The 20,493-nt window shown below is 37.5% G+C and carries 15 protein-coding genes and 1 pseudogene; 7 read left to right on the top strand and 9 right to left on the bottom strand.

Annotated elements, in window-relative coordinates; translation table 11 throughout:
* Positions 1-202 precede the first annotated feature (202 nt).
* Together H3V01_RS01550 and H3V01_RS01545 are read right to left on the bottom strand one after the other, a co-directional pair.
* Entirely contained in the window at positions 203-1,564 is a 1,362-nt protein-coding gene (locus H3V01_RS01550) for a sodium-dependent transporter (RefSeq protein ID WP_084551781.1), read from the bottom strand.
* Positions 1,565-1,763: 199 nt separating this feature from the next.
* Complete coding sequence (locus H3V01_RS01545) at positions 1,764-2,567, bottom strand: carbon-nitrogen hydrolase family protein (RefSeq protein WP_198185792.1); 804 nt, start codon at positions 2,565-2,567, stop codon at positions 1,764-1,766.
* A 404-nt stretch (positions 2,568-2,971) separates the two neighbouring features.
* Between H3V01_RS01545 and H3V01_RS11230 the strand changes: the two are divergent.
* The 3 genes and pseudogenes from H3V01_RS11230 to H3V01_RS01530 form a co-directional block, all read left to right on the top strand.
* Positions 2,972-4,249 (top strand): annotated as a pseudogene (locus H3V01_RS11230) (AAA family ATPase); the annotation flags it as partial.
* The gene (locus tag H3V01_RS11225) at positions 4,226-5,185 is read left to right on the top strand and encodes an ATP-dependent nuclease (protein WP_370570120.1); all 960 of its coding nucleotides are present in this window, start codon (positions 4,226-4,228) and stop codon (positions 5,183-5,185) included. The pseudogene H3V01_RS11230 and the gene H3V01_RS11225, both read left to right, overlap by 24 nt.
* Positions 5,186-5,187: 2 nt before the next feature.
* Positions 5,188-7,416 (top strand): UvrD-helicase domain-containing protein, encoded by a 2,229-nt coding sequence (locus H3V01_RS01530; RefSeq protein ID WP_198185789.1) that lies wholly within the window; start codon positions 5,188-5,190, stop codon positions 7,414-7,416.
* A 128-nt stretch (positions 7,417-7,544) separates the two neighbouring features.
* On the opposite strand, the gene H3V01_RS01525 is transcribed toward H3V01_RS01530, so the two are convergent.
* From H3V01_RS01525 to H3V01_RS01515, 3 genes are all read right to left on the bottom strand, one after another.
* Positions 7,545-7,994, bottom strand: coding sequence for a Fur family transcriptional regulator (locus H3V01_RS01525; protein ID WP_370386278.1), 450 nt, complete (start codon positions 7,992-7,994; stop codon positions 7,545-7,547).
* Between the two features lie 62 nt (positions 7,995-8,056).
* Entirely contained in the window at positions 8,057-8,809 is a 753-nt protein-coding gene (locus H3V01_RS01520; protein WP_100125256.1) for an SDR family oxidoreductase, read from the bottom strand.
* A gap of 465 nt (positions 8,810-9,274) precedes the next feature.
* Positions 9,275-10,225, bottom strand: a complete 951-nt coding sequence (locus H3V01_RS01515; RefSeq protein WP_084547286.1) for a D-alanyl-D-alanine carboxypeptidase family protein — start codon at positions 10,223-10,225, stop codon at positions 9,275-9,277.
* A gap of 410 nt (positions 10,226-10,635) precedes the next feature.
* Between H3V01_RS01515 and clpX the strand changes: the two genes are divergently transcribed.
* Positions 10,636-11,898, top strand: coding sequence for an ATP-dependent Clp protease ATP-binding subunit ClpX (gene clpX, locus H3V01_RS01510; RefSeq protein ID WP_084547285.1), 1,263 nt, complete (start codon positions 10,636-10,638; stop codon positions 11,896-11,898).
* A 164-nt stretch (positions 11,899-12,062) separates the two neighbouring features.
* Here clpX and H3V01_RS01505 read toward each other — a convergent pair whose 3' ends face one another.
* Positions 12,063-12,740 (bottom strand): S24 family peptidase, encoded by a 678-nt coding sequence (locus H3V01_RS01505; protein WP_025330304.1) that lies wholly within the window; start codon positions 12,738-12,740, stop codon positions 12,063-12,065.
* Positions 12,741-12,923: 183 nt separating this feature from the next.
* Here H3V01_RS01505 and H3V01_RS01500 point away from each other — a divergent pair, with 183 nt between their 5' ends.
* Entirely contained in the window at positions 12,924-13,199 is a 276-nt protein-coding gene (locus tag H3V01_RS01500) for a hypothetical protein (protein ID WP_198185788.1), read from the top strand.
* Positions 13,200-13,393: 194 nt separating this feature from the next.
* Here H3V01_RS01500 and mpl read toward each other — a convergent pair whose 3' ends face one another.
* Positions 13,394-14,797 (bottom strand): UDP-N-acetylmuramate:L-alanyl-gamma-D-glutamyl-meso-diaminopimelate ligase, encoded by a 1,404-nt coding sequence (gene mpl / locus H3V01_RS01495; protein ID WP_198185787.1) that lies wholly within the window; start codon positions 14,795-14,797, stop codon positions 13,394-13,396.
* Between the two features lie 242 nt (positions 14,798-15,039).
* Entirely contained in the window at positions 15,040-15,456 is a 417-nt protein-coding gene (locus tag H3V01_RS01490; protein WP_041879145.1) for a hypothetical protein, read from the bottom strand.
* A gap of 657 nt (positions 15,457-16,113) precedes the next feature.
* Here H3V01_RS01490 and H3V01_RS01485 point away from each other — a divergent pair.
* On the top strand, positions 16,114-17,154 hold the full coding sequence (locus H3V01_RS01485) for an alpha/beta hydrolase family protein (protein WP_198185786.1): 1,041 nt from the start codon (positions 16,114-16,116) through the stop codon (positions 17,152-17,154).
* A 143-nt stretch (positions 17,155-17,297) separates the two neighbouring features.
* On the opposite strand, the gene pnp is transcribed toward H3V01_RS01485, so the two are convergent.
* Positions 17,298-19,421, bottom strand: a complete 2,124-nt coding sequence (pnp, locus tag H3V01_RS01480) for a polyribonucleotide nucleotidyltransferase (RefSeq protein WP_084585678.1) — start codon at positions 19,419-19,421, stop codon at positions 17,298-17,300.
* Between the two features lie 430 nt (positions 19,422-19,851).
* On the opposite strand from pnp, the gene H3V01_RS01475 reads away from it, so the two are divergent.
* Positions 19,852-20,427 carry an acyl-CoA thioesterase gene (locus H3V01_RS01475; RefSeq protein WP_041879139.1) on the top strand — a complete coding sequence of 192 codons (576 nt, stop codon included), beginning with the start codon at positions 19,852-19,854 and terminating at the stop codon, positions 20,425-20,427.
* Positions 20,428-20,493 lie beyond the last annotated feature (66 nt).

The following is a 20,493-nucleotide window of genomic DNA, read 5'->3' as shown; positions in this document are numbered from 1 at the left end:
ATGTTATTTATCCAGAATGGATTGAAATCAGATTAAAGTATAGTAACAATCGCAGATATTTGATGCAAATCCAAATATTCATTAAATATCTATATCTGCTTTCAGGCATTTTCTATAGTAATTGGCGAATCCATAAAAGAAAATCCCGGATAATTCCGGGATTTTTTGTTACTCAGATATGAGAATATTAACTATATATTGATTACATAAATCCATAAATCAGAATTGCTATTACAGCTATCGGAATAACATAACGGCATAGCACTTTCCAACAAGCAAATACAGCCGGGCCTAAATTCAGCTCCTGACGAATTCTTTCCTGATTCATCATCCAGCCGGCAAATACAATCGTACCAAGACCGGTTAACGGTAGCATAAGCTTACTGGTCAGATAGTCGAGAGAATCAAAAATATTTTTGCCGAAAATTGTAATATCCTGCCACTCATTAAAAGAAAGCAGGCAGGCAATACCCAATGCCCAGATAAACAAACTACTTACTAAAGTCGCTGATTTACGTCCCAAATGGGTTTTTTCTTCCAGTAATTCAACTGTCGGCTCCAGCAATGAAATTGAGGAAGTCAGGGCGGCAAAGGTCAGGAAAATAAAGAATACGACACCAATAATAGTACCACCGGCCATATTGCCGAAAGCGATAGGTAAGGTAACAAAAATCAGACCCGGACCTTCTCCCGGTTGCAGACCATTGGCAAATACCAGCGGGAAAATGGCCATACCGGATAACATGGCAACAATAACGTCCAGAATAACTACAGTACGTGCTGTAGAAATCAGATTCACATCTTTACCCAGATAGGAACCGTAAGCCATCATAATACCCATGCCCAGAGACAGACTGAAAAATGCATGCCCCAATGCCGCCAGTACTGCCTTACCGGTAATAGCAGACCAGTTAGGAGTAAATAGGAAAGCAAAAGCCTTACCAAATGAAGGTCCGCTGACAACAGCCGCATAAACTACCAGACCAATCAGTAAAAGACCCAGCCCTGGCATCATCACTTTACAAGAACGTTCCAAACCGGCACCAACACCCATGGCTACAATCAAAGCGGTAGCAAACATGAAGACGGTATGCCATGTAAGTAAATGGCTTACACTACCAAGAAATTGCTGGAAGACCTGACCGGTACCCTCGCCATTTAAACCTTTAAAAGTACCAGTACCGGCAAGAAAAATGTAATCAGCAGCCCACCCGCCAATAACGCTGTAAAAAGAAAGAATCAGGAATGAACCAAGTACGCCGATAATACCTACCCAGCGCCATGATTTAGATTGCCCTTCATCAGCAGCTACATCTTCCATGGTGTGAATCGGATTTTTCTGCCCGCGACGGCCAATCAGCCACTCAGCCACCAGAATAGGCAAACCAATCACAAACATGCAAATCAGGTAGGTAAGCACAAATGCTGAACCGCCCATCTGACCGGCCATATAGGGAAATTTCCAGATATTACCCAAACCAACTGCTGAACCTGCTGCGGCGAGCATAAACCCCATCCGCGAGCTCCACTGAGAATGCGACTTTTTCTTTGTTCCGCCACTCATCGCTACTGCCCCTTACTTCTTAATTCAAACTTTAATCAATAATCATGCCATGAATCGCATTTTTGGACAAGAAATGATTGTGAATGTACCGTTTTTGAGACCATTAAGCCCATTATTCAGACATTATGTCCAAATAATGAGCTTAAATATGGATTAAATTCAGGTTAGTTCCAAAAAGTACTAACTTAAAAAAACATATTTACAACAGTCGATGCTGTAGTGCCGGTAGCTTAGTACGTACTGATTGCAGAAATTCGGTATCCAGCTCTGCACAAATAACCCCCTCTCCTTCTGGCAAAGAAGCTAGGATTTCTCCCCAAGGATTAATAATCATACTATGGCCATATGTACGGCGGCCATTCTGATGTTGCCCACCCTGTGCAGACGCCAGCACATAACACTGATTTTCAATTGCTCTGGCAGTTAATAATGTGTTCCAGTGTGCTTTACCCGTGGTATAAGTAAATGCTGCCGGTAACACCAGTACTTCAAACGGAAGCTGGGCACGGAAAAATTCAGGAAAACGTAAATCGTAACAAATACCCTGTGCCACAGCGATATTATCAACTCTCAGCTCGGGTACATCCATGCCCCGAAGTATTGTATCGGCTTCTGCGTAAGACTCATTGGCACCAATGTAACCAAACAAGTGCATTTTATGGTAGAAACCCAGCAATTCTCCTGAGCGTCCGTACACCAGCATGGTATTAAATATTTTGGTTTTATCTGTACTTTGTAAAGGTATGGTACCACCAAATAATATGATCCCCAGTTCAGCAGCAAGAGTTTTCAAAGCGGTTTGCAATTGGCCATCTCCAAAAACCTCAGCTATAGCTACTTTATCTGTTTCGTCTTTACCCATTATCGGCCAGTATTCAGGTAATACTACCCATTCCGCACCTGCATTGGCAGCTTGCCGAACCAGACGCTGCATGGTTTGAATATTCTCAGCAATATCAGTACCAGAAACCATTTGTACGATGCCAACTTTGATACCATTCATGTATTACTCCTTCAATACTTTTGCCATAACTTTGTCAGTTGGGTTATTTATAGTCTTAACTATTTCAATAGGCAAATAATTTGTCTTGGTAAATTACAAACTAAAAGTTGTTCAAAACAAAATCAATAGCAAATAAAAACAATTCATACATTAATTAATTCATTTTGACTTTAGCATAAATTATTCACTACAATAAGTATTTACTTTAACAAAATTAAACTTTAACGCCACCTAAATAACATATTAACAGGATCATAAATGCGAACCAAATACCAGACACTATTATTTAAACAAGATAACCTGATTGGCAGCCTGTGAGTAATTTTCACTCTGCTAGATAAAATAATTGAATAGAAATTAAGAATAATCTTGAAATTATTCTAATTTACTCAGGAATAATCATAATGTATCTACAAAGCTTCACTATTAAAAATTTTCGTAAATTCGGGGATCAAGACAATGAACTACAATTTGTCAGCTCTAATAAAATAAATTATCAGAATCGGGATGGTATAACACAACCACTGGTTTCTCCGTCCAGTACATTAATTATCGGCAAAAATAATACTGGTAAAACAACTATTACTAATGCATTAAGTATGCTATCTGAAAATAAGTTGTCTATAAAATCCAGTGATTTTAATTTATCTTATCTTAAAAAATTGATTGAAAGCTATATAGAGGCTTTCCAGAATGATAAAAACGACTCTCAAAAACATCTAGAAACACCAAAACTGGAATTCCGATTAAAAATCAAATTAGATGATCTTAATGAAGATTTAATCACAAATCTATCTGAGTTTACTCCGATTAATGATTTCTCCCGCAATAAAGAAATTATTATCAATGCTACATATACACTGAAAGAAGAAGCTAATTTTCTTCAGCAGGTTAAAGATCTGATTCAAAACAATCGGATTACGTCTGAGAATAGTGACTCAGGACAGTCTGAACATAATATAAAATTAAATAATAAACTGCTGGAAGAAATCTGTAAATTACTGGACAATAGAAATGAAACAGAATACAAATTAAGCTTTACAAATAATCTCAATAGAGAAGTCAAAAATTTTTCTTTGCGCGATCTTCTGGAAATTAAATGTATCAAAGCTAATCGCCATCTTGATGAAAATGTTCTGTCTAATGTTTTCCAGCGTATTGTTAATTCTTTATTTACCAAAAATATTAAAAATAACAGTGAAGAATTATTTATCGACGAAATAACAAAAATTAATACTATTATCACAGATACTGTTAAAAATAAAAATGATTCTGTAAGTGGAATATTAGGAGAAATTGAATAGTTAAATCATATTGACATGAAACTGAGCGGAAATGTCAGTAAAAAAGATATTTTAAAAAAGCTGATTAAATACAGCTTTAGTGATGGCTATGACTATATTCCAGAAGATCAGTTTGGTTTGGGCTATATTAATTTAGTTAATATTATCGGCGAAATTATCTATTATATTAGCTCATATGAAGAAAACAGTCACAGAAGCAGAATTAATATACTGGTTATAGAAGAACCAGAGGTTTTTATGCATCCGCAGATGCAAGAATTTTTTATTAAACGCATTGATTTAGCGGTAAACAAGGCCATCAGGGAAATAAAACCTGATGCAGATGCAGCAGATTACATGTCTCTTAAGTGTCAGATTATAATAACTACTCATTCTTCACATATAGTAAACAGTAAAATACACAGTTCCAGTTCATTTGATAATATTAATTATTTAACTTTAAAGAATAAATGTAGCAAGGTAATACCATTATATGACGCATTATTTATTCAAGACTTTTCTAAAAAAAGTTCTCAGAAAACTGGTCAACAAATAAATCCTAAATTAGATCAAAAAGATTTATTATTTCTTAAAAAACACATTAAATATAAAATATCTGAATTATTTTTTTCAGATGCAATCATTGTGGTTGAAGGAACAACTGAAGAAATTTTACTCAATTATTATCTGGAAAAAGAAAAAAAATTAAGAAATTATTATATTTCAATATTTAGAATTGATGGTGCTTATGCTCATATTTATTTCCCACTATTACAACAAATACAAATACCTTGTGTAATCATTACTGATATAGATATTAAACGCAATAACACTAAGCCATGTGAATCTACAAGTTCTAAACAAATTAGAAGTTTAAAAAATCGAAAAACTACCAACAATACATTGAAAATATTATGTGGAATTGAAGAACTGGATGATAATTTACAATATAAAAAAATCAAAAATACTTATATTGTTTTTCAAAAAGACCCTATCAACGAGCAATATGCTACCAGTCTGGAAGAAGCAATTATTTTAACCAATTATGATAACCAGTTGGTTATCGAATCACTTAAATCAACTTTATCCACAAAAATGTACAATAGTATAATAACTAATAATAGGATTAATCCTAATAGTTCTTTTGAAATACAGAAAAAACTCAATACGAACGGGAATAAAACTAAATTTGCTAGCACGCTCCTTTATAATATGATTACTGTTACTGCTAATATAAATGCAGACTCATCGAATACCATACCTAAATTACCTCATTATATTACTGATGGTTTTAAATGGTTAAAAAGACAATTGGAAAATAATAAAGGGAAATAAATATGGGTCTGGAAGAAAATCTGAATCAAGAAATTCAGCAACAGCAGAAAATATTTACAGCCATTGATAAGTTTGAAAGTTTTATTGTTTATGCTGGTGCCGGTGCTGGTAAAACCTACACGCTGATTGAAGCAATCAAATATATTTTGAGTCATCATTTAGATACTTTGCACAGGCATAATCAAAAAATTATCTGTATTACCTATACTAATGTGGCCGTTAATGAAATCCGCCAACGCTTAGGAGAAAGCCAATATATTCAGGTGTCAACTATTCACGAAATGCTTTGGCAACAAATCAGATTGTATAAACAAGATGAATTGATCGAGTTACATAAAAATAAACTTGAGAAAGAGCTTAGAAAAAATGAATTGAAAATAATAGAACAAGTTAATCATCCTAATCTTTCTTGTCTGAATACTGAGGAAAATAAAGAGTTATTTAAACAGTTTGTGAAAAAAAACAAAAAGCTATTTTTTAATCTGGAAAAAGTGCTAAACACAACCCAACTCAGAAAAGAAAAGATATTGGAAATAAATCAAACAAATCCAATATTAAATCAGGAAATTTTAGAAAAATCCTTAAAAAATTTTGCTATTTTCAAAAAATATTTTAATCTTGTCGATAGAAATATTACTTTTCAACAAGCAATAGAAAAAATAAATAATTCTCAAAACAATAATAATATTTTATCTGTAGAATATGACAGTAACTCTAACAGTGACCGTTTGGCTTCAATGAAATTTAGCCACGATACTCTGCTTGAATATAGCTTACAGCTAGTAGAAAAATATGATATGTTTAAAAAATTACTGACAGATAAATATCCTTATATGTTTATTGACGAATATCAGGATACAAATGAATCTGTTGTAAGAATACTGGCAAATTTACACCAGTATACCTATCAGCGAAAGCAGAAATGGCTTGCTGGATATTTTGGTGATAGTAAACAAAGTATTTATGATACTGGTATTGGTGATAATATCGAGAATATATATAAGGAAATATCGGGAAATAAGGAAATACCGGAAATTAAATTAAAAAAAATTATTAAAAATTTTAACAGACGCTCAGAAAATCAGATTATTGATTTAATTAATAAAATTAGAAATGATACTGTAAAACAAAAGCCAATTGATCCGGCTAAGAAAAATGGCATAGTTGAATTTTATTTTCTGAAGAACCAAGAATCAATCAGAAATGAAGAAAATGATGCTTTAGTAATTAATCAATTTATTAACAAATATATTACCACTTTAAACTGTAACAGACCTGTTGATTGTCTGCTGTTACTTAATCGTTCAGTTGCTTTTATGAGCGGTCTGCAACAAATTTATAGCGCTATTGAAAAAGCAGAATTTATCTACTGGGATAATATGAATGTTATGATATTTTCACACTTACTCAATAAATTGCATCCAGCTATACTACGTCTGTATCAGCTGGTAACAGCCTATAATACATTGAATAATCAAAATACTACTCTTTATGATTTGTTCGGAAATACTCAGCATAAGGTTACTTTTGCTGAAGCAAGTAAATTAGTTGAAATTTTTACAAACGGACACCCTCAAACTTTAGATGATTTAATAAGATATTTTTCAGCCAATTTAAAGATTTTCAGAGACCAAAAAGAAAATAAAGCAATCACATTTTGGTTGAAAAACTGCTTTGGAATTAATATCTCTGACGTATTTCAAAGCCACAATAAAGATTCAGATGACTCTGCTTTTGCCGATTATATATACGATAATTTATATGAAGAAATGTACGGCAATTCAGATTTGATAAACTTAGAAAGTGAAAACGCAAATAAAATTATTCAAGATAATCGAGATAAAATCCAAAATATATTAAATATAGAATTAATTCAATGGCAGCGCTGGATAGCTTTTATTAATGAAGAACATGATGAAGATGATCCGGTAATTTATCATACTTATCATGGTACAAAAGGAGAGGAATATGAAAATGTAGTTATCATTATGGAAAACAGTTTTGGGCAAAGGGAAAAAAATAAATTTAAAGATTATTTTTCTAGTCTATCTTCTGATACAGTACTGGAAAAGAAACAGGAGCTGGAAAATACACGTAATTTAATTTATACAGCATGTTCCAGAGCACGTAAAAATCTATGGATACTTTATCTGGATGACATTACTGATATCAAAAAAGAGATTGAATCTTTATTCGGCACAATTAAAACGTTTGTCCCAGAATTAAATTAGTCTGCTTTTACTATTTATTAGTCAGTAAAAAAATTAATGAACAATTCATACCCAATAAAAGATTCCAGATATATGCTTAATTCAAAAAAACAGATATCCAGAATTTTTGTATCAATCAAACTGAATACTTATGTCAGTTTAGTTTGGCAATGTGTACAGATACCTGTTAGCACGATATGCTCATCATTAAGCATAAATCCATTATCTGCAGCACGCTGCCGTAATGCTGCCCATTCTGAGCTGAGACTTTGTTCATCTACAGCTCCGCACTGGTTGCATACCAGAACAAAATCACTGTGATGAACGGTATTGTCCTGACAGTGACTATCGCACTCATGCTGTACATGACGGCAAAGTATATAGCCGTTAACAGCAGGTATTTTATGTAATACACCCTGCTCAGCCCAGAAATCCAGTGCCCGGTAAGCAGTAGGCGGAGCAACCGTACTGTTACTGTGCTGTTGCATAGATGCCAGTACCTGGTAGGCTTTAATAACACCACTCATATTTAATACAATATCCAGCACCTGAGTACGCAGTTGGGTAACAGTAACTCCTTGCTGAGCACACTGTGCCATGATACGTGCTTTTTCTTCGGCTTTGGATTGCCATACTGTAGGGTTAGACATACCTGTAAATCTTAAGCCAAATCACGGGTTACACTCAGACCGGCGAAGGTTTGTGATACCGGCATAATTTCAATATGGTTAACATTCATATGTGCCGGAGTCTGATACAGCCATAATACGGTGTTGGCAATATCTGCCGGTTGCAGATAGCTGATATTTTCATATACGGCAGCAGCCTGTTTATCATCGCCGCGAAAGCGTACATTGGAAAATTCAGTATCACCGCATAAACCGGGGGCAATATTGGTTACTCGTATACGTGTACCAGCCAGATCAGTACGCAAATTCAGGCTGAACTGGCGTACAAAAGCTTTGGTAGCACCGTAAACATTGCCACCTTTATATGGCCATGAGCCGGCAGTAGAACCCAGATTAATGATATAGCCGCTATTTTTGGCTACCATACGTGGCAATATTTGCCGGGTGACATAAGTTAAACCCAGAACATTGGTATGAATCATGGTTTCCCAGTCAGCAAAGTTTGCTTCCTGAGCCGGCTCCATGCCCAGTGCCAGCCCGGCATTGTTCACGAGTAAATCAATATCCGCCCAAGTACCCTGTAAGGATGCTAATGCATTATCTACACTGCTTTTATCGGCTACATCCATTTGTAATGGTAAAAACTGTGCACCCAGTTCTGTCTGTAAATGTTGCAGCTTATCCAGCCGCCGTGCGGCACCAATAACCTGGTAACCGGCATGAACCAGCACACGACACATTTCTGCGCCAAATCCTGCAGAAGCACCTGTAATTAATATTGCCATGTCAGTATCTTTCTCTGTTTAAAGATAACACCTCTATTTGTCCCTTATGAGATAAATCTATATTTATTCCATTTCCAATATTATGGTATTACATTTCTATTTTGCTACGACCGGGTCTTGTTTATCAACCGGTGACATCCATTCATACCTCAGGAATATTTATCTGTCTGAGAACCAATATTTTACACTGATGATTAAGCTTTTTACTCAGTACTATTCTCAGTAACTATGCCTTGCCTATTATTTTCAAATAAAAGATGCAGACGAATCAACTGGTACATTTATAAAAACGCTATTAATCATATCTGTTAAATTACTTTAGATTGCTGATGTTCACAGGCTATGTCTGGCTTTCTATCATGTTCATTAACTGCTTTGACAGTTACATTACGATATAAACGGATTGATTTATTGATAAAAAACCCCGTTATCGCTAACGGGGCTCTTTGATAACAGATATATGGTTTATAAAGATTGCTGCATTGCCCATGAACGTAAAGCTCGGGCATCGCTTACGCGGGTTGTTGAACTGGGAGAGTTCAGTAAGACAATGGTTACCGGCTGGTTCTGCACACTGGTCAGCAGCACCATAGACCGACCTGCTTCACGAATATATCCGGTTTTTTGCAGCGCGATCGGCCATAAACCTTCGCGTACCAGTGCATTGGAGTTGTGATATTGCTCTACTCTGCCATTACTGGTGTATACCGAACCGGAATTGTCAGTTGAATATTGTCTGATAAGCGGATACTGACTGGCACCACGCACCAGTAAAGCCAAATCCCGTGCAGTGGACTGATTGCGCGGATCAAGCCCGGTTGGTTCGTAAAAACGTGAATTAGTCATTCCCAGCTCAGCCGCCTTATTATTCATGGCTTCTACAAATGCCGGCATACCGCCCGGATAAGTACGTGCCAGAGCATGGATTGCCCGGTTTTCACTACTCATTAAACCAATATGCAATAGCTCACGCCGGGTCATTACTGTACCAACAGACAGACGGCTGGTTGAATTTTTCAGCCGGTCAATTTCGGCATCTGTGATGGTAATCTGATCATTCATGTTCTGATTGGCATCCAGCACTACCATTGCTGAAACCAGCTTAGAAATGGATGCAATTGAACGTACCTGATTGATATTTTTCTGGTAAAGAATTTCACCGGTCTGATTATTCATAATCAGAGCCGATTGTGAGCTTAATAAAGGACCGGCAATCTGTGCACGGGTTTCCAGATTGGCATCGGGATGGTTGCTGATAAATGTGCTGAGTGTGTCAGACTGACCACCTGTCTGCTTTTGTTCGATAAACTGGCCGAGAACATCAAGGTCTCCGGCTACAGCAGGTACTGCAAAAAACAGACTACTGCTTAACAGGCTTACCCACTGCCAGCGACGCAGACGTGATAAACATGACATGATAACTTCCTTTTTGACCCTGAATCAGGGTAATTTATTTCTCAAGAAAATACTACTCAAACTGAACGTAATAAAGAGACAGACATAATTATCGTCTGTGTTTGAAAGAAGTTTTTAACGTCCAATTATTCAATAAATATATTGTTTCTCAATCTAATTATAAGACAAATTTGCTTATGTCCGGTATTTTCTTATTATATTTGGCTAAAAAAGGTGTTTATAAACGATATTTTAATCAGATTTTCATTATCAAACTGATTTCTTCAGTGATTAAAACCACACTAGCATTCAGTTTGATATCAGCCTGATAAAACTATATACTCGTTTTTTGGCTGAATCCGATACGATATCATCTATGTATTTGGTCCGGCATTCAATATAAGCTCTATTTTCTTGATGAAATCCTGTTTATGAGTAAAGAAATTCGTTATTGTTCGTTTTGCGGTAAACCTGAAAACGAAGTTAAAAATTTAATTGAAGGTGAAAACGCATTAATCTGTAATGAGTGCGTGGATACATGCAATGAAATGCTACATAATCCGGGTGCTTCTTCTACAGAGAATGGCATGCCGGCAACTGACGGAGACGGTCAGGAAAAACTACCTACTCCGGCAGAGATTGTTGCTAATCTTGACCAGTATGTAATCGGACAAGAAACAGCAAAAAAATCACTGGCTGTAGCGGTATATAATCATTACAAACGCTTGCGTCTGGGTAAGGAAGAAGGTCAGGTAGAGCTGTCTAAATCCAATATTCTGCTGATTGGACCTACCGGTTCGGGTAAAACTCTGCTCGCTCAGACTCTGGCGCGCAAACTGGATGTTCCGTTTGTGATGGCTGATGCCACCACACTTACCGAAGCCGGATATGTTGGTGAGGATGTGGAACAGATTATCACTAAATTATTGGGTAAATGCGATTTTGATGTACAAAAAGCACAAAAAGGCATTGTATACATTGATGAAATCGATAAAATCTCCCGCAAAAGTGATAATCCCTCTATCACCCGCGATGTATCCGGTGAGGGTGTTCAGCAGGCTTTACTTAAACTGATAGAAGGAACTGTTGCATCTGTGCCGCCACAGGGTGGGCGCAAACATCCTAATCAGGAATTTATTAATGTAGACACTACTAATATTCTATTTATCTGTGGTGGTGCATTTGCCGGACTGGAAAAAGTTATCCGTCAGCGTACTGAAAAAGGTGGTATCGGCTTTGGTGCTGCGGTACACAGCAAAGACGAAAATACCAATGTAAGCGAGTTGTTTCAGACGGTAGAACCGGAAGACCTGATTAAATTCGGTTTGATTCCAGAGCTGATCGGTCGTCTGCCAGTTATTGCAACGCTTACTGAGCTGGATGAAGATGCATTGATTAATATCCTTACCGAACCTAAAAATGCATTAATCAAGCAGTTTCAGGCTCTGTTTGCGATGGAAGGTGTGGAGCTACAGGTACAACCCTCTGCATTACGGGCAATTGCCAAGCTGGCCATGGCGCGCAAAACCGGTGCCCGCGGCTTACGCTCAATTGTAGAAAAAGCGTTGCTTAATACTATGTATGCTTTGCCGGATTTAAACGATGTAAAAAAAGTGGTTGTTAATCAGGATGTAATTGATAAAGGTGCTGAACCTGAATGGTTACTGGCTGATGGCAGTGCTTATAAAGGCTAAAACCATAAGCTGAATTTTACGTACATAAAAAAACCGTCTGAATTCCAAAATTCAGACGGTTTTTTTATGTCCAGAATAAATGAGTTAACCGGTTAATAATGTGTCCGCAGTAATACCCGGATTATCAAACCGACTCTTCAGTATAAAATTTTATCATCAGAACATTATAGATAACGGCCAAACCACAATACTTTACCGATGATTTGTACATCATCACTTTCACTATCCAGCCGGATTTCAAAACTCGGATAGGCTTCATTAGCAGAAATAACATTCACTACATTACCCGGCATCAGCTGTAAACGCTTAACCAGCAGATTATCGTTAATACGCAATACATACAAACCATCACGGCGTATATGATTCATTTGCTGTACCAGAATGGTGTCTCCGTCATTGAGCACACCTTCCATTGAATCGCCTTTGACCGAAATCACTGACAAGCCACTAACTTCAGGGCTAATCATTGAATTTATCCAGTCCTTGCGGAACGCCATGGTAAACATCGGTTTTTCATTAGCAACTAAACTACCATGTCCGGCAGCTGCTTCAATTGCATAACGCGGTACATAAACAAAATCTTCAGTATTCACCGGATTACCCAGCGTATCATGTGCTGCCTGAGTTTGCTGTTCAGGAAAGGGCTCCCCTTCTCCGGTCAGCAGCCAGTCAATACTGCAACCTTTTAATTCTTTGATACGTTTCAGGGTTTCTGCTTTGGGTAACCCGCCTTCATGCCAGATACGGCTGAAACCGGCCATAGTCATATCAATGTCTGTAGCAATTTTAGACTGGCGCTCACCCGGCCACAGTGAAGCCAGACGATCTTTAAATGTTTGCATGCACAAATTCCGGCAATTTCTTAGAAATAACGTCAATAAATTTGTTTTTATTATACTTCATTTTTAGAAAAATGAAAAGTAACTAAATATTTAAGAAACAAATTCCTTGAATATTTATTTTTTTCTAATTAATATAATAAAAATTAAACAATTTATTAGATTTTTCTAAATAAGGAATGGATTATGAAATTATTAAAAATATATGGGTTAATGGCTTTATTATTGTTGCTGGGCAATTTTCATTCAGTACCAGCTCGTGCTACAGCTCCTGCGGCATTGATTTCGCAAACGCTGGACTGCAAGCATCTGGCGAATTTAACTTATACTGAAATGAATCCAACCCAGATTAAAGTAGCCAAAAACTGTGACCAGCGTGAAGCTGCACAAAGCTGGCAGAATGCATACGGAAAAATGAATCATACTGAAATGGCAAAAGCTACGGTTTATGAGGCTTCCTGAAATATTGTATCGCTCTGCTTCTGTTGTACTATTAATCACGTAATTTCATTATTTTTTATATTTACCCTGATACTGCACTGTTTGAAAACGCACATAAAATAAAAGCCTGAGTACCTGAAATAACAGATAGCTCCGGCCTTTAGAAAATCTGAACCAGGGGTTATTGTTTTAACTTGAATTCAGTACAAAAATAATTAATTATTTGCTTTGTGTTGTAACTTAGTCAGTAATTGCTGATGAATACCACCAAAGCCGCCATTACTCATGACCAGAATATGATCCCCCTGCTCTGCCTGTGCAGTGATAGCTTCAACCAGTGACTGCATATCCTGAAAAACTGCTACTTTATCCTGTAACGGACTTAGTGCAGCCGCAACATCCCAGTCAACCCCGCCAGCATAACAGAATACTTTATCAGCTTCCGCCAGACTGGCAGGTAAAGCAGCTTTCATGGTACCCAGCTTCATAGTATTGGAGCGTGGTTCAAGCACAGCCAGAATACGTGCATTAACAACTTTCTGACGCAAACCGGCAATAGTTGTGGCAATGGCTGTCGGATGATGAGCAAAATCATCATAAACAGTAATATCGTTAACTACACCTTTGACTTCCATGCGCCGTTTAACATTCTCAAAACGAGACAATGCTGCACAGGATTGCCGGATCGAAACACCTGCATGACGTGCTGCAGCAATCACTGCCAGTGCATTCATGCGGTTATGTTGCCCCAGTAGTTTCCACTCTATATGTCCCACCTTTTGTTGCTGATAGAGTACATCGAAGCCACCGGTTGCAGAAATTTCACCAATCTGCCAATCCTTATTCAGACCAAAACCTTCTACTTCTGACCAGCAGCCTTGCTGTAAAACTTCGTCCAGTGCAGCAGATTGTTCATTAACGACAATCAGCCCTTCACTGGGAATTGTACGAATCAAATGATGAAACTGAGTCTGAATTGCTGCGAGATTGGGGAAAATATCCGCATGATCATATTCCAGATTGTTCAGAATTGCCGTACGCGGACGATAATGGACAAACTTACTGCGTTTATCAAAAAAAGCTGTGTCATACTCATCTGCCTCGATGACAAAAAACGGACTGCACTCTGGTTCAGATGCGGATTGCTCAGCAGGTGGTACCTGAGGCAGGCGCGCTGATACAGCAAAATTTTGCGGCACCCCGCCAATCAGAAATCCGGGAGCCAGACCAGCATCTTCAAGCACCCATGCCAGCATACTGGCTGTCGTTGTCTTACCATGAGTGCCGGCTACTGCCAGTACCCAGTGCTGTTGAAGGATATTTTCTGCCAGCCATTGCGGGCCGGAAGTATAAGGTAAGTTACGATTGAGGATGGCCTCAATGACAGGCATGCCGCGACGGGCAACATTACCAATTACATAGACATCAGCAGGATAACTGTCCAGCTGTGCTGCTTCGAATCCTTCCACCACATCAATGCCCAAATCAGCCAGCTGTGTACTCATGGGCGGATACATTTTGGCATCACAACCAGTTACATGATAGCCTGCCTGTTTGGCTATAGCGGCAATTCCTCCCATAAATGTTCCGCCGATACCAATGATGTGGATATGCTGCATTTCTCTGTCTCTATGCGATGAAAACCAGCATTATAGACTTTCCTCATATTTACTACATGGATGTTTTGTATTTTCTATACACTATCACCACTGAAATTAAATTCAAAATACAAACAGGCACTGAAAAACAGAAAACAGACTATTATGATTAATTTAAAAGGGTTTGTATTGAATCATTATAAATATTTGATTATGAGATATATTATTATCTGCTAATACTGAGAAATAATTATTTGGTGTTTTTATGAATATTTAATAATGTAACGCTGAAGGATATTTTTCAAATTTCTTTTTTGCCATTTCGCGACAAGAATAAAGTTCGGGACTTTTATAAGATATTCCTTTTGTTTAAATTTAAATGTCAGCTTGCCTCTGATAAAGCCTGATTTGAAGCTTAGTTCAGAAACTTCTGTCATAGGAATAACAGTAATTGCATCTGTTAAATTTGTATTCAAGGTTAAACCAATCAGAATTATTTTTTCTGCATTAAAATAAATAAGCAGATGTTTAATAAATAATCCAGAAAATTCAGTTATTACAATCTTTAGCCATAATTTTGCATCTATTGATCCATACAATATTGATGAACTGTCGAATTTTGGTAATTTATGCTCTGCAAAATATGCTTCGATATTTTCTAACTTTAAACCATTACTCATATAAGATATCCGTAATTTTTAAAAAATTCAAAATTTCTTTAATCCTGTCAATATAATAAATATATTTTAGTTTATCCACAATCATAATACCTGATATTGTTTTCCCCAGTTTTTATCCACGTATCTGTCAGTGTATGCGATAAGATGAATAAATACACATTATTCCTGTGATTATTGGGATGGTGTTGCACATAAACTGTGGATAAGTAATTTATAGCCTTGTTATATATAAATTAAATTTAACTGCCTATTTTTTAATCAGCAAATTATAACTGAATCAATTTTCCTTGATTCCGTTGCATAAACTGCTCTGACAATATCTGTTTGCAAACAGCAGTATAGCCCTCATACCTATAATAGACATAACTGCTAGGACATATCAAATTCACTATTGTCTTGTTGAACTCGCTGATTATTTTGAAATGCTGATAAGTTTCCACCGTTATGATGTTAATCGGAATGGTTTTCTGAAAAGCTGATTATCTTTGTCATAAAAAACAAGTAAACGCTGAATTTTATATTCATTTCCGGATTTGAATTTGATTTATATAACGGAATATTGAGCATTGATTACTGCTTTGATAATGGCTTTGATTTATTCCTTATTATATTATTTGAAATTATTATAACAACACTCCCTTATTAAAGAGGGATGCTATGATTAAATTACTTTTTTGCCTTATCAATTCATTTATTTTACTTTTTCCACTTATCTCCAACGCTTCAGAACATATTGGTTTTAAGCGAATTCACTATGATATACATGATGGAAGACCATTAGATATTGCTGTTTGGTATGCCACTAATAATAAGCAAAATTCAATAACTATAGCTGATAATGCTATTTTTGATGGTTCTGAAGTTATTGCTGATGCGGTACCGGAAGTAAAGAATACTAAATCGCCATTAATTTTACTTTCACATGGTTACGGTGGGAGCTGGCGAAATTTAAGCTGGCTTGCACATGCATTAGCTACAAAGGGATATATTGTTGCAGCTCCTAATCATCCGGGGACAACTGGATTTGATCAGAATACTGAGCAGTCAGCCAAACTATGGTTACGGCCGCAAGATTTAAGTAAAACTATTGATGCGCTGGCTGAAAATCAAACATTCTCAAATATCATTAATTTAAATCAGATTTCCGCTATAGGCCATTCGCTTGGTGGTTGGTCAGTAATTGCACTTTCCGGAGCCAGATTTGATACAGAATCCTTTAAGAAAGATTGTAATAAATATTCATATTTAAAAGCTTGTCATTTGATATCTGAACTTGGTTTGGCAAATTCAGAGCTTAATAGGAATATGTCAGACCCCAGGATAAAAGCATTCGTATCATTGGATGCTGGTTTGACAAGAGGGTTTACCATTGAAAGCTTACAAAAAATCAAAATACCATCTCTTATTATTGGTGCAGGAGTTGATATAGGTGATACAAATACACAACTTGAATCGGGTTATGTACAAGAATTTCTACCAAAATCGTCCTCAACTTATATTATTATTCCAGATGCAATGCATTTTAGTTTTATCCAAATTTGTAAATCTGATGCAATTGATATATTGAATCAAGAAAAAGAAGGAGAAGGAATTATTTGTAAAGATGGCGGCAGTCGGAATAGAAGTGAGATTCATCGTGAAATTACTCATCTCATTGTTGATTTTTTATCTAAGACATTTTCAAATTATAAAAACTGATTTCAAAAAGCTGCTTTAAATGATGCGGTTTCTTATTATTCTTATAATGGGTTATACCCCTAATAAATGATGTAATACTTCTATTTTGCTACAAAAAAGACTGCCTTACATGTAAGGCAGTCTTGAATACTCAATATTAACGATTAATTTTCAGCCGGTTTTGGTTCTTGCGGTGCCTTTTCAAGCAAAGCTTTGATTGACAGGCGTACACGGCCGCGATCATCAATTTCCAACGCTTTTACTTTAACCTGCTGACCAATTTGCAGGTAATCGCTTACATTTTTCACACGATCATGTGAAATCTGGCTGATGTGTACCAAGCCGTCTTTACCCGGCATAACTGATACGATAGCACCAACATTGTTATCCAGAATCTTGATTACTGTGCCTTCGTATACTTTACCTACTTCTACTTCAGCAGTAATTTCCTCAATACGGCGTTTGGCCGCTTCTCCTGCTTCACTGGTGCTGGCAGCAATGGTAATCGTACCATCTTCGGCAATATTAATTTCAGTACCGGTTTCTGCGGTTAATGCACGGATAGTTTCACCACCTTTACCAATAACATCACGAATCTTGTCCTGATGAATTTTCATGGTAAATAAACGTGGTGCATGTGCAGATAATTCTTGCGGACCTTTTACTGCTTCCTGCATTTGTCCGAGAATATTCAAACGAGCTTCTTTCGCCTGAGCCAGTGCAATCTGCATGATTTCCTTGGTAATTCCCTGAATTTTGATATCCATTTGCAGAGCAGTCACACCTGTAGTGGTACCGGCAACTTTAAAGTCCATATCACCAAGGTGGTCTTCATCGCCCAGAATATCAGTCAGTACAGCAAATTTATTGCCATCCAGGATTAAACCCATGGCTATACCGGCAACATGACTTTTCAGAGGAACGCCGGCATTTAGCAGACTCAGACATCCGGCACATACGCTGGCCATGGAAGAAGAACCATTGGATTCAGTAATTTCAGACACCACACGCATGGTGTAGCTGAAATCTTCAACATCAGGCAATACAGCCAGCAGTGCGCGTTTTGCCAGACGGCCGTGCCCGATTTCACGGCGTTTTGGTGCACCCATACGGCCTACTTCACCGGTTGAGTATGGCGGGAAATTGTAATGCAGCATAAAGCGGTCGGTATATTCACCACTCAGAGCATCGATAATCTGTTCATCACGCTGGGTGCCCAGTGTTGCTGTAGCCAGTGACTGAGTTTCACCACGGGTAAATAAGGCAGAACCATGTGTACGCGGTAATACGCCGGTCCGGATATTAATAGGTCGAACAGTACGGGTATCACGGCCGTCAATACGCGGCTGACCTTCCAGAATCTGGCCACGAACTACTTCTTTTTCCAGATCTTTGAAAATACCGCGAATCTGGTTAGCCAGTAATGTATCAGTTTCTTCGGTAATCAAAGCCGCTTCAACAGCAGCCCATGCTTCATCTAGTTTTGCTGTACGGGCTTGTTTTTGCTTGATTTTGAATGCTTCATCAATTGTTGCACCAGCCAGCTCACGCACTTTGGCAATCAGGCTTTCATCAGCAACAGGAGCCTGCCAGTCCCACATTTCCGGATTAACTTCATCAGCAAATTCATTGATGGCACGGATGGCTGCCTGCATTTGTTCATGACCGAATACTACTGCACCCAGCATGGTTTCTTCAGACAGTACATCTGCTTCAGATTCCACCATCAATACGGCTTTTTCTGTACCAGCAACAACTAAATCCAGTTGTGACTGAGCCAGCTGAGTTTTAGTCGGATTAAGAACATATTCACCATTGACATAGCCGACACGGGCTGCACCAATCGGACCGGCAAAAGGAACACCTGTTAGTAGTAGTGCAGCTGAAGCACCTAGCATAGCCGGAATATCTGAATCAATTTCCGGATCAACTGAAACTACCATGGCAACTATCTGAATATCGTTGTAGAAACCTTCCGGAAATAAAGGACGAATCGGACGGTCAATCAGGCGGCTGGTAAGGATTTCTTTTTCACTCTGTTTGCCTTCCCGCTTAAAAAATCCGCCCGGAATTTTACCGGCTGCATAGGTGCGTTCCAGATAGTCTACGGTCAGCGGAAAGAAATCCTGACCAGGTTTAACTTCTTTAGCAGCTGTAACGGCTACCAGTACCACAGTATCGCCCATGGAAATTTTTACTGCACCGGCTGCCTGACGGGCAATTTCACCAGTTTCCAAAGTAACTGTCTGATTGCCGTATTGAAAGGTTTTAATGTGTTTATCAAACATATTGTTTTTCCATTCTAATTTTTTGCAGATACCGCACCTGCTAAAAAACCTAACAATGTACACGTAACTGGCATATACATAGGTAGGGTTTCTGGCCGGGCGTGATTTGCAAAATGATTATTGATGAGGTTTTAATCAAGCCTGTAACAGGCTATAAATACATTTTGTATTATGGTCAAATTCTAACATATATTTTTTACCTTATCGCAAACTCAATAACTATCCCGACGCCGGTTAAGCTCAGGGTATGCATTTTTGGTCTTTTTCAATTCGCCATAAAAAATATTTCTATTGACCATACATTTTTTCTTTACCAAAAATCATTAATATTAAAACTATTTGCTTGTATGTTAGAATTGATTTTATTAAGGTAAATTATCATATTGGTTCAACCGGATCTGGCTGTACCTGTATTATTGAGGACAAAGTAATGTCTGAATTTTTATATAAAAAACCAACTGACAGTGATGTACTGTTATCTGTTGTGATGCATCCGGAAGATACCAACGCAAACAACACTATTTTTGGCGGACGTATTCTGGCTTTAATGGATCAGGCCGCGTATGCATGTGCCTGTAAACACTCACGTTCTGTAACGGTAACAGCAGCTATTAATACTGTTAATTTCCGTACGCCAATTTATGTGGGTGATTTGGTCTCAATTAAAGCACGAGTCAATTATGTAGGTAAATCGTCCATGATGATTGGTATTCGTGTAGAAGCGGAAAATCTGGTTACCGGAGAAATTCGTCATAGTAATTCCAGTTATTTCACCATGGTCGCCATTGATTCTGCCACCGGTAAGCCACAGTCGGTACCCGGCCTGATTCTGGAAACATCCAATGAAGTACGCCGTTTTGTACGCTCATATACTCGCAAGATAGAACAGCAGGAAGCTTTGAAAGAATTTCAGGCAAAAGCTTTTCATTTAAATAAGGATCATCTGGACTGGTGTCAGACACAGAATGCGCGTTTAAATCCGGATTTATATAACGAAATAGGATAATCAAATATTGCCTGAATGGTTTTAGTTTGATGTATAAAAAAAGCCGCCTCTTTTAAAAGGCGGCTT

Source organism: Snodgrassella sp. M0351, assembly GCF_016100575.1.
Taxonomy (GTDB): Bacteria; Pseudomonadota; Gammaproteobacteria; order Burkholderiales; family Neisseriaceae; genus Snodgrassella; species Snodgrassella alvi.
This window is presented reverse-complemented; position numbering and strand designations above follow the sequence as displayed.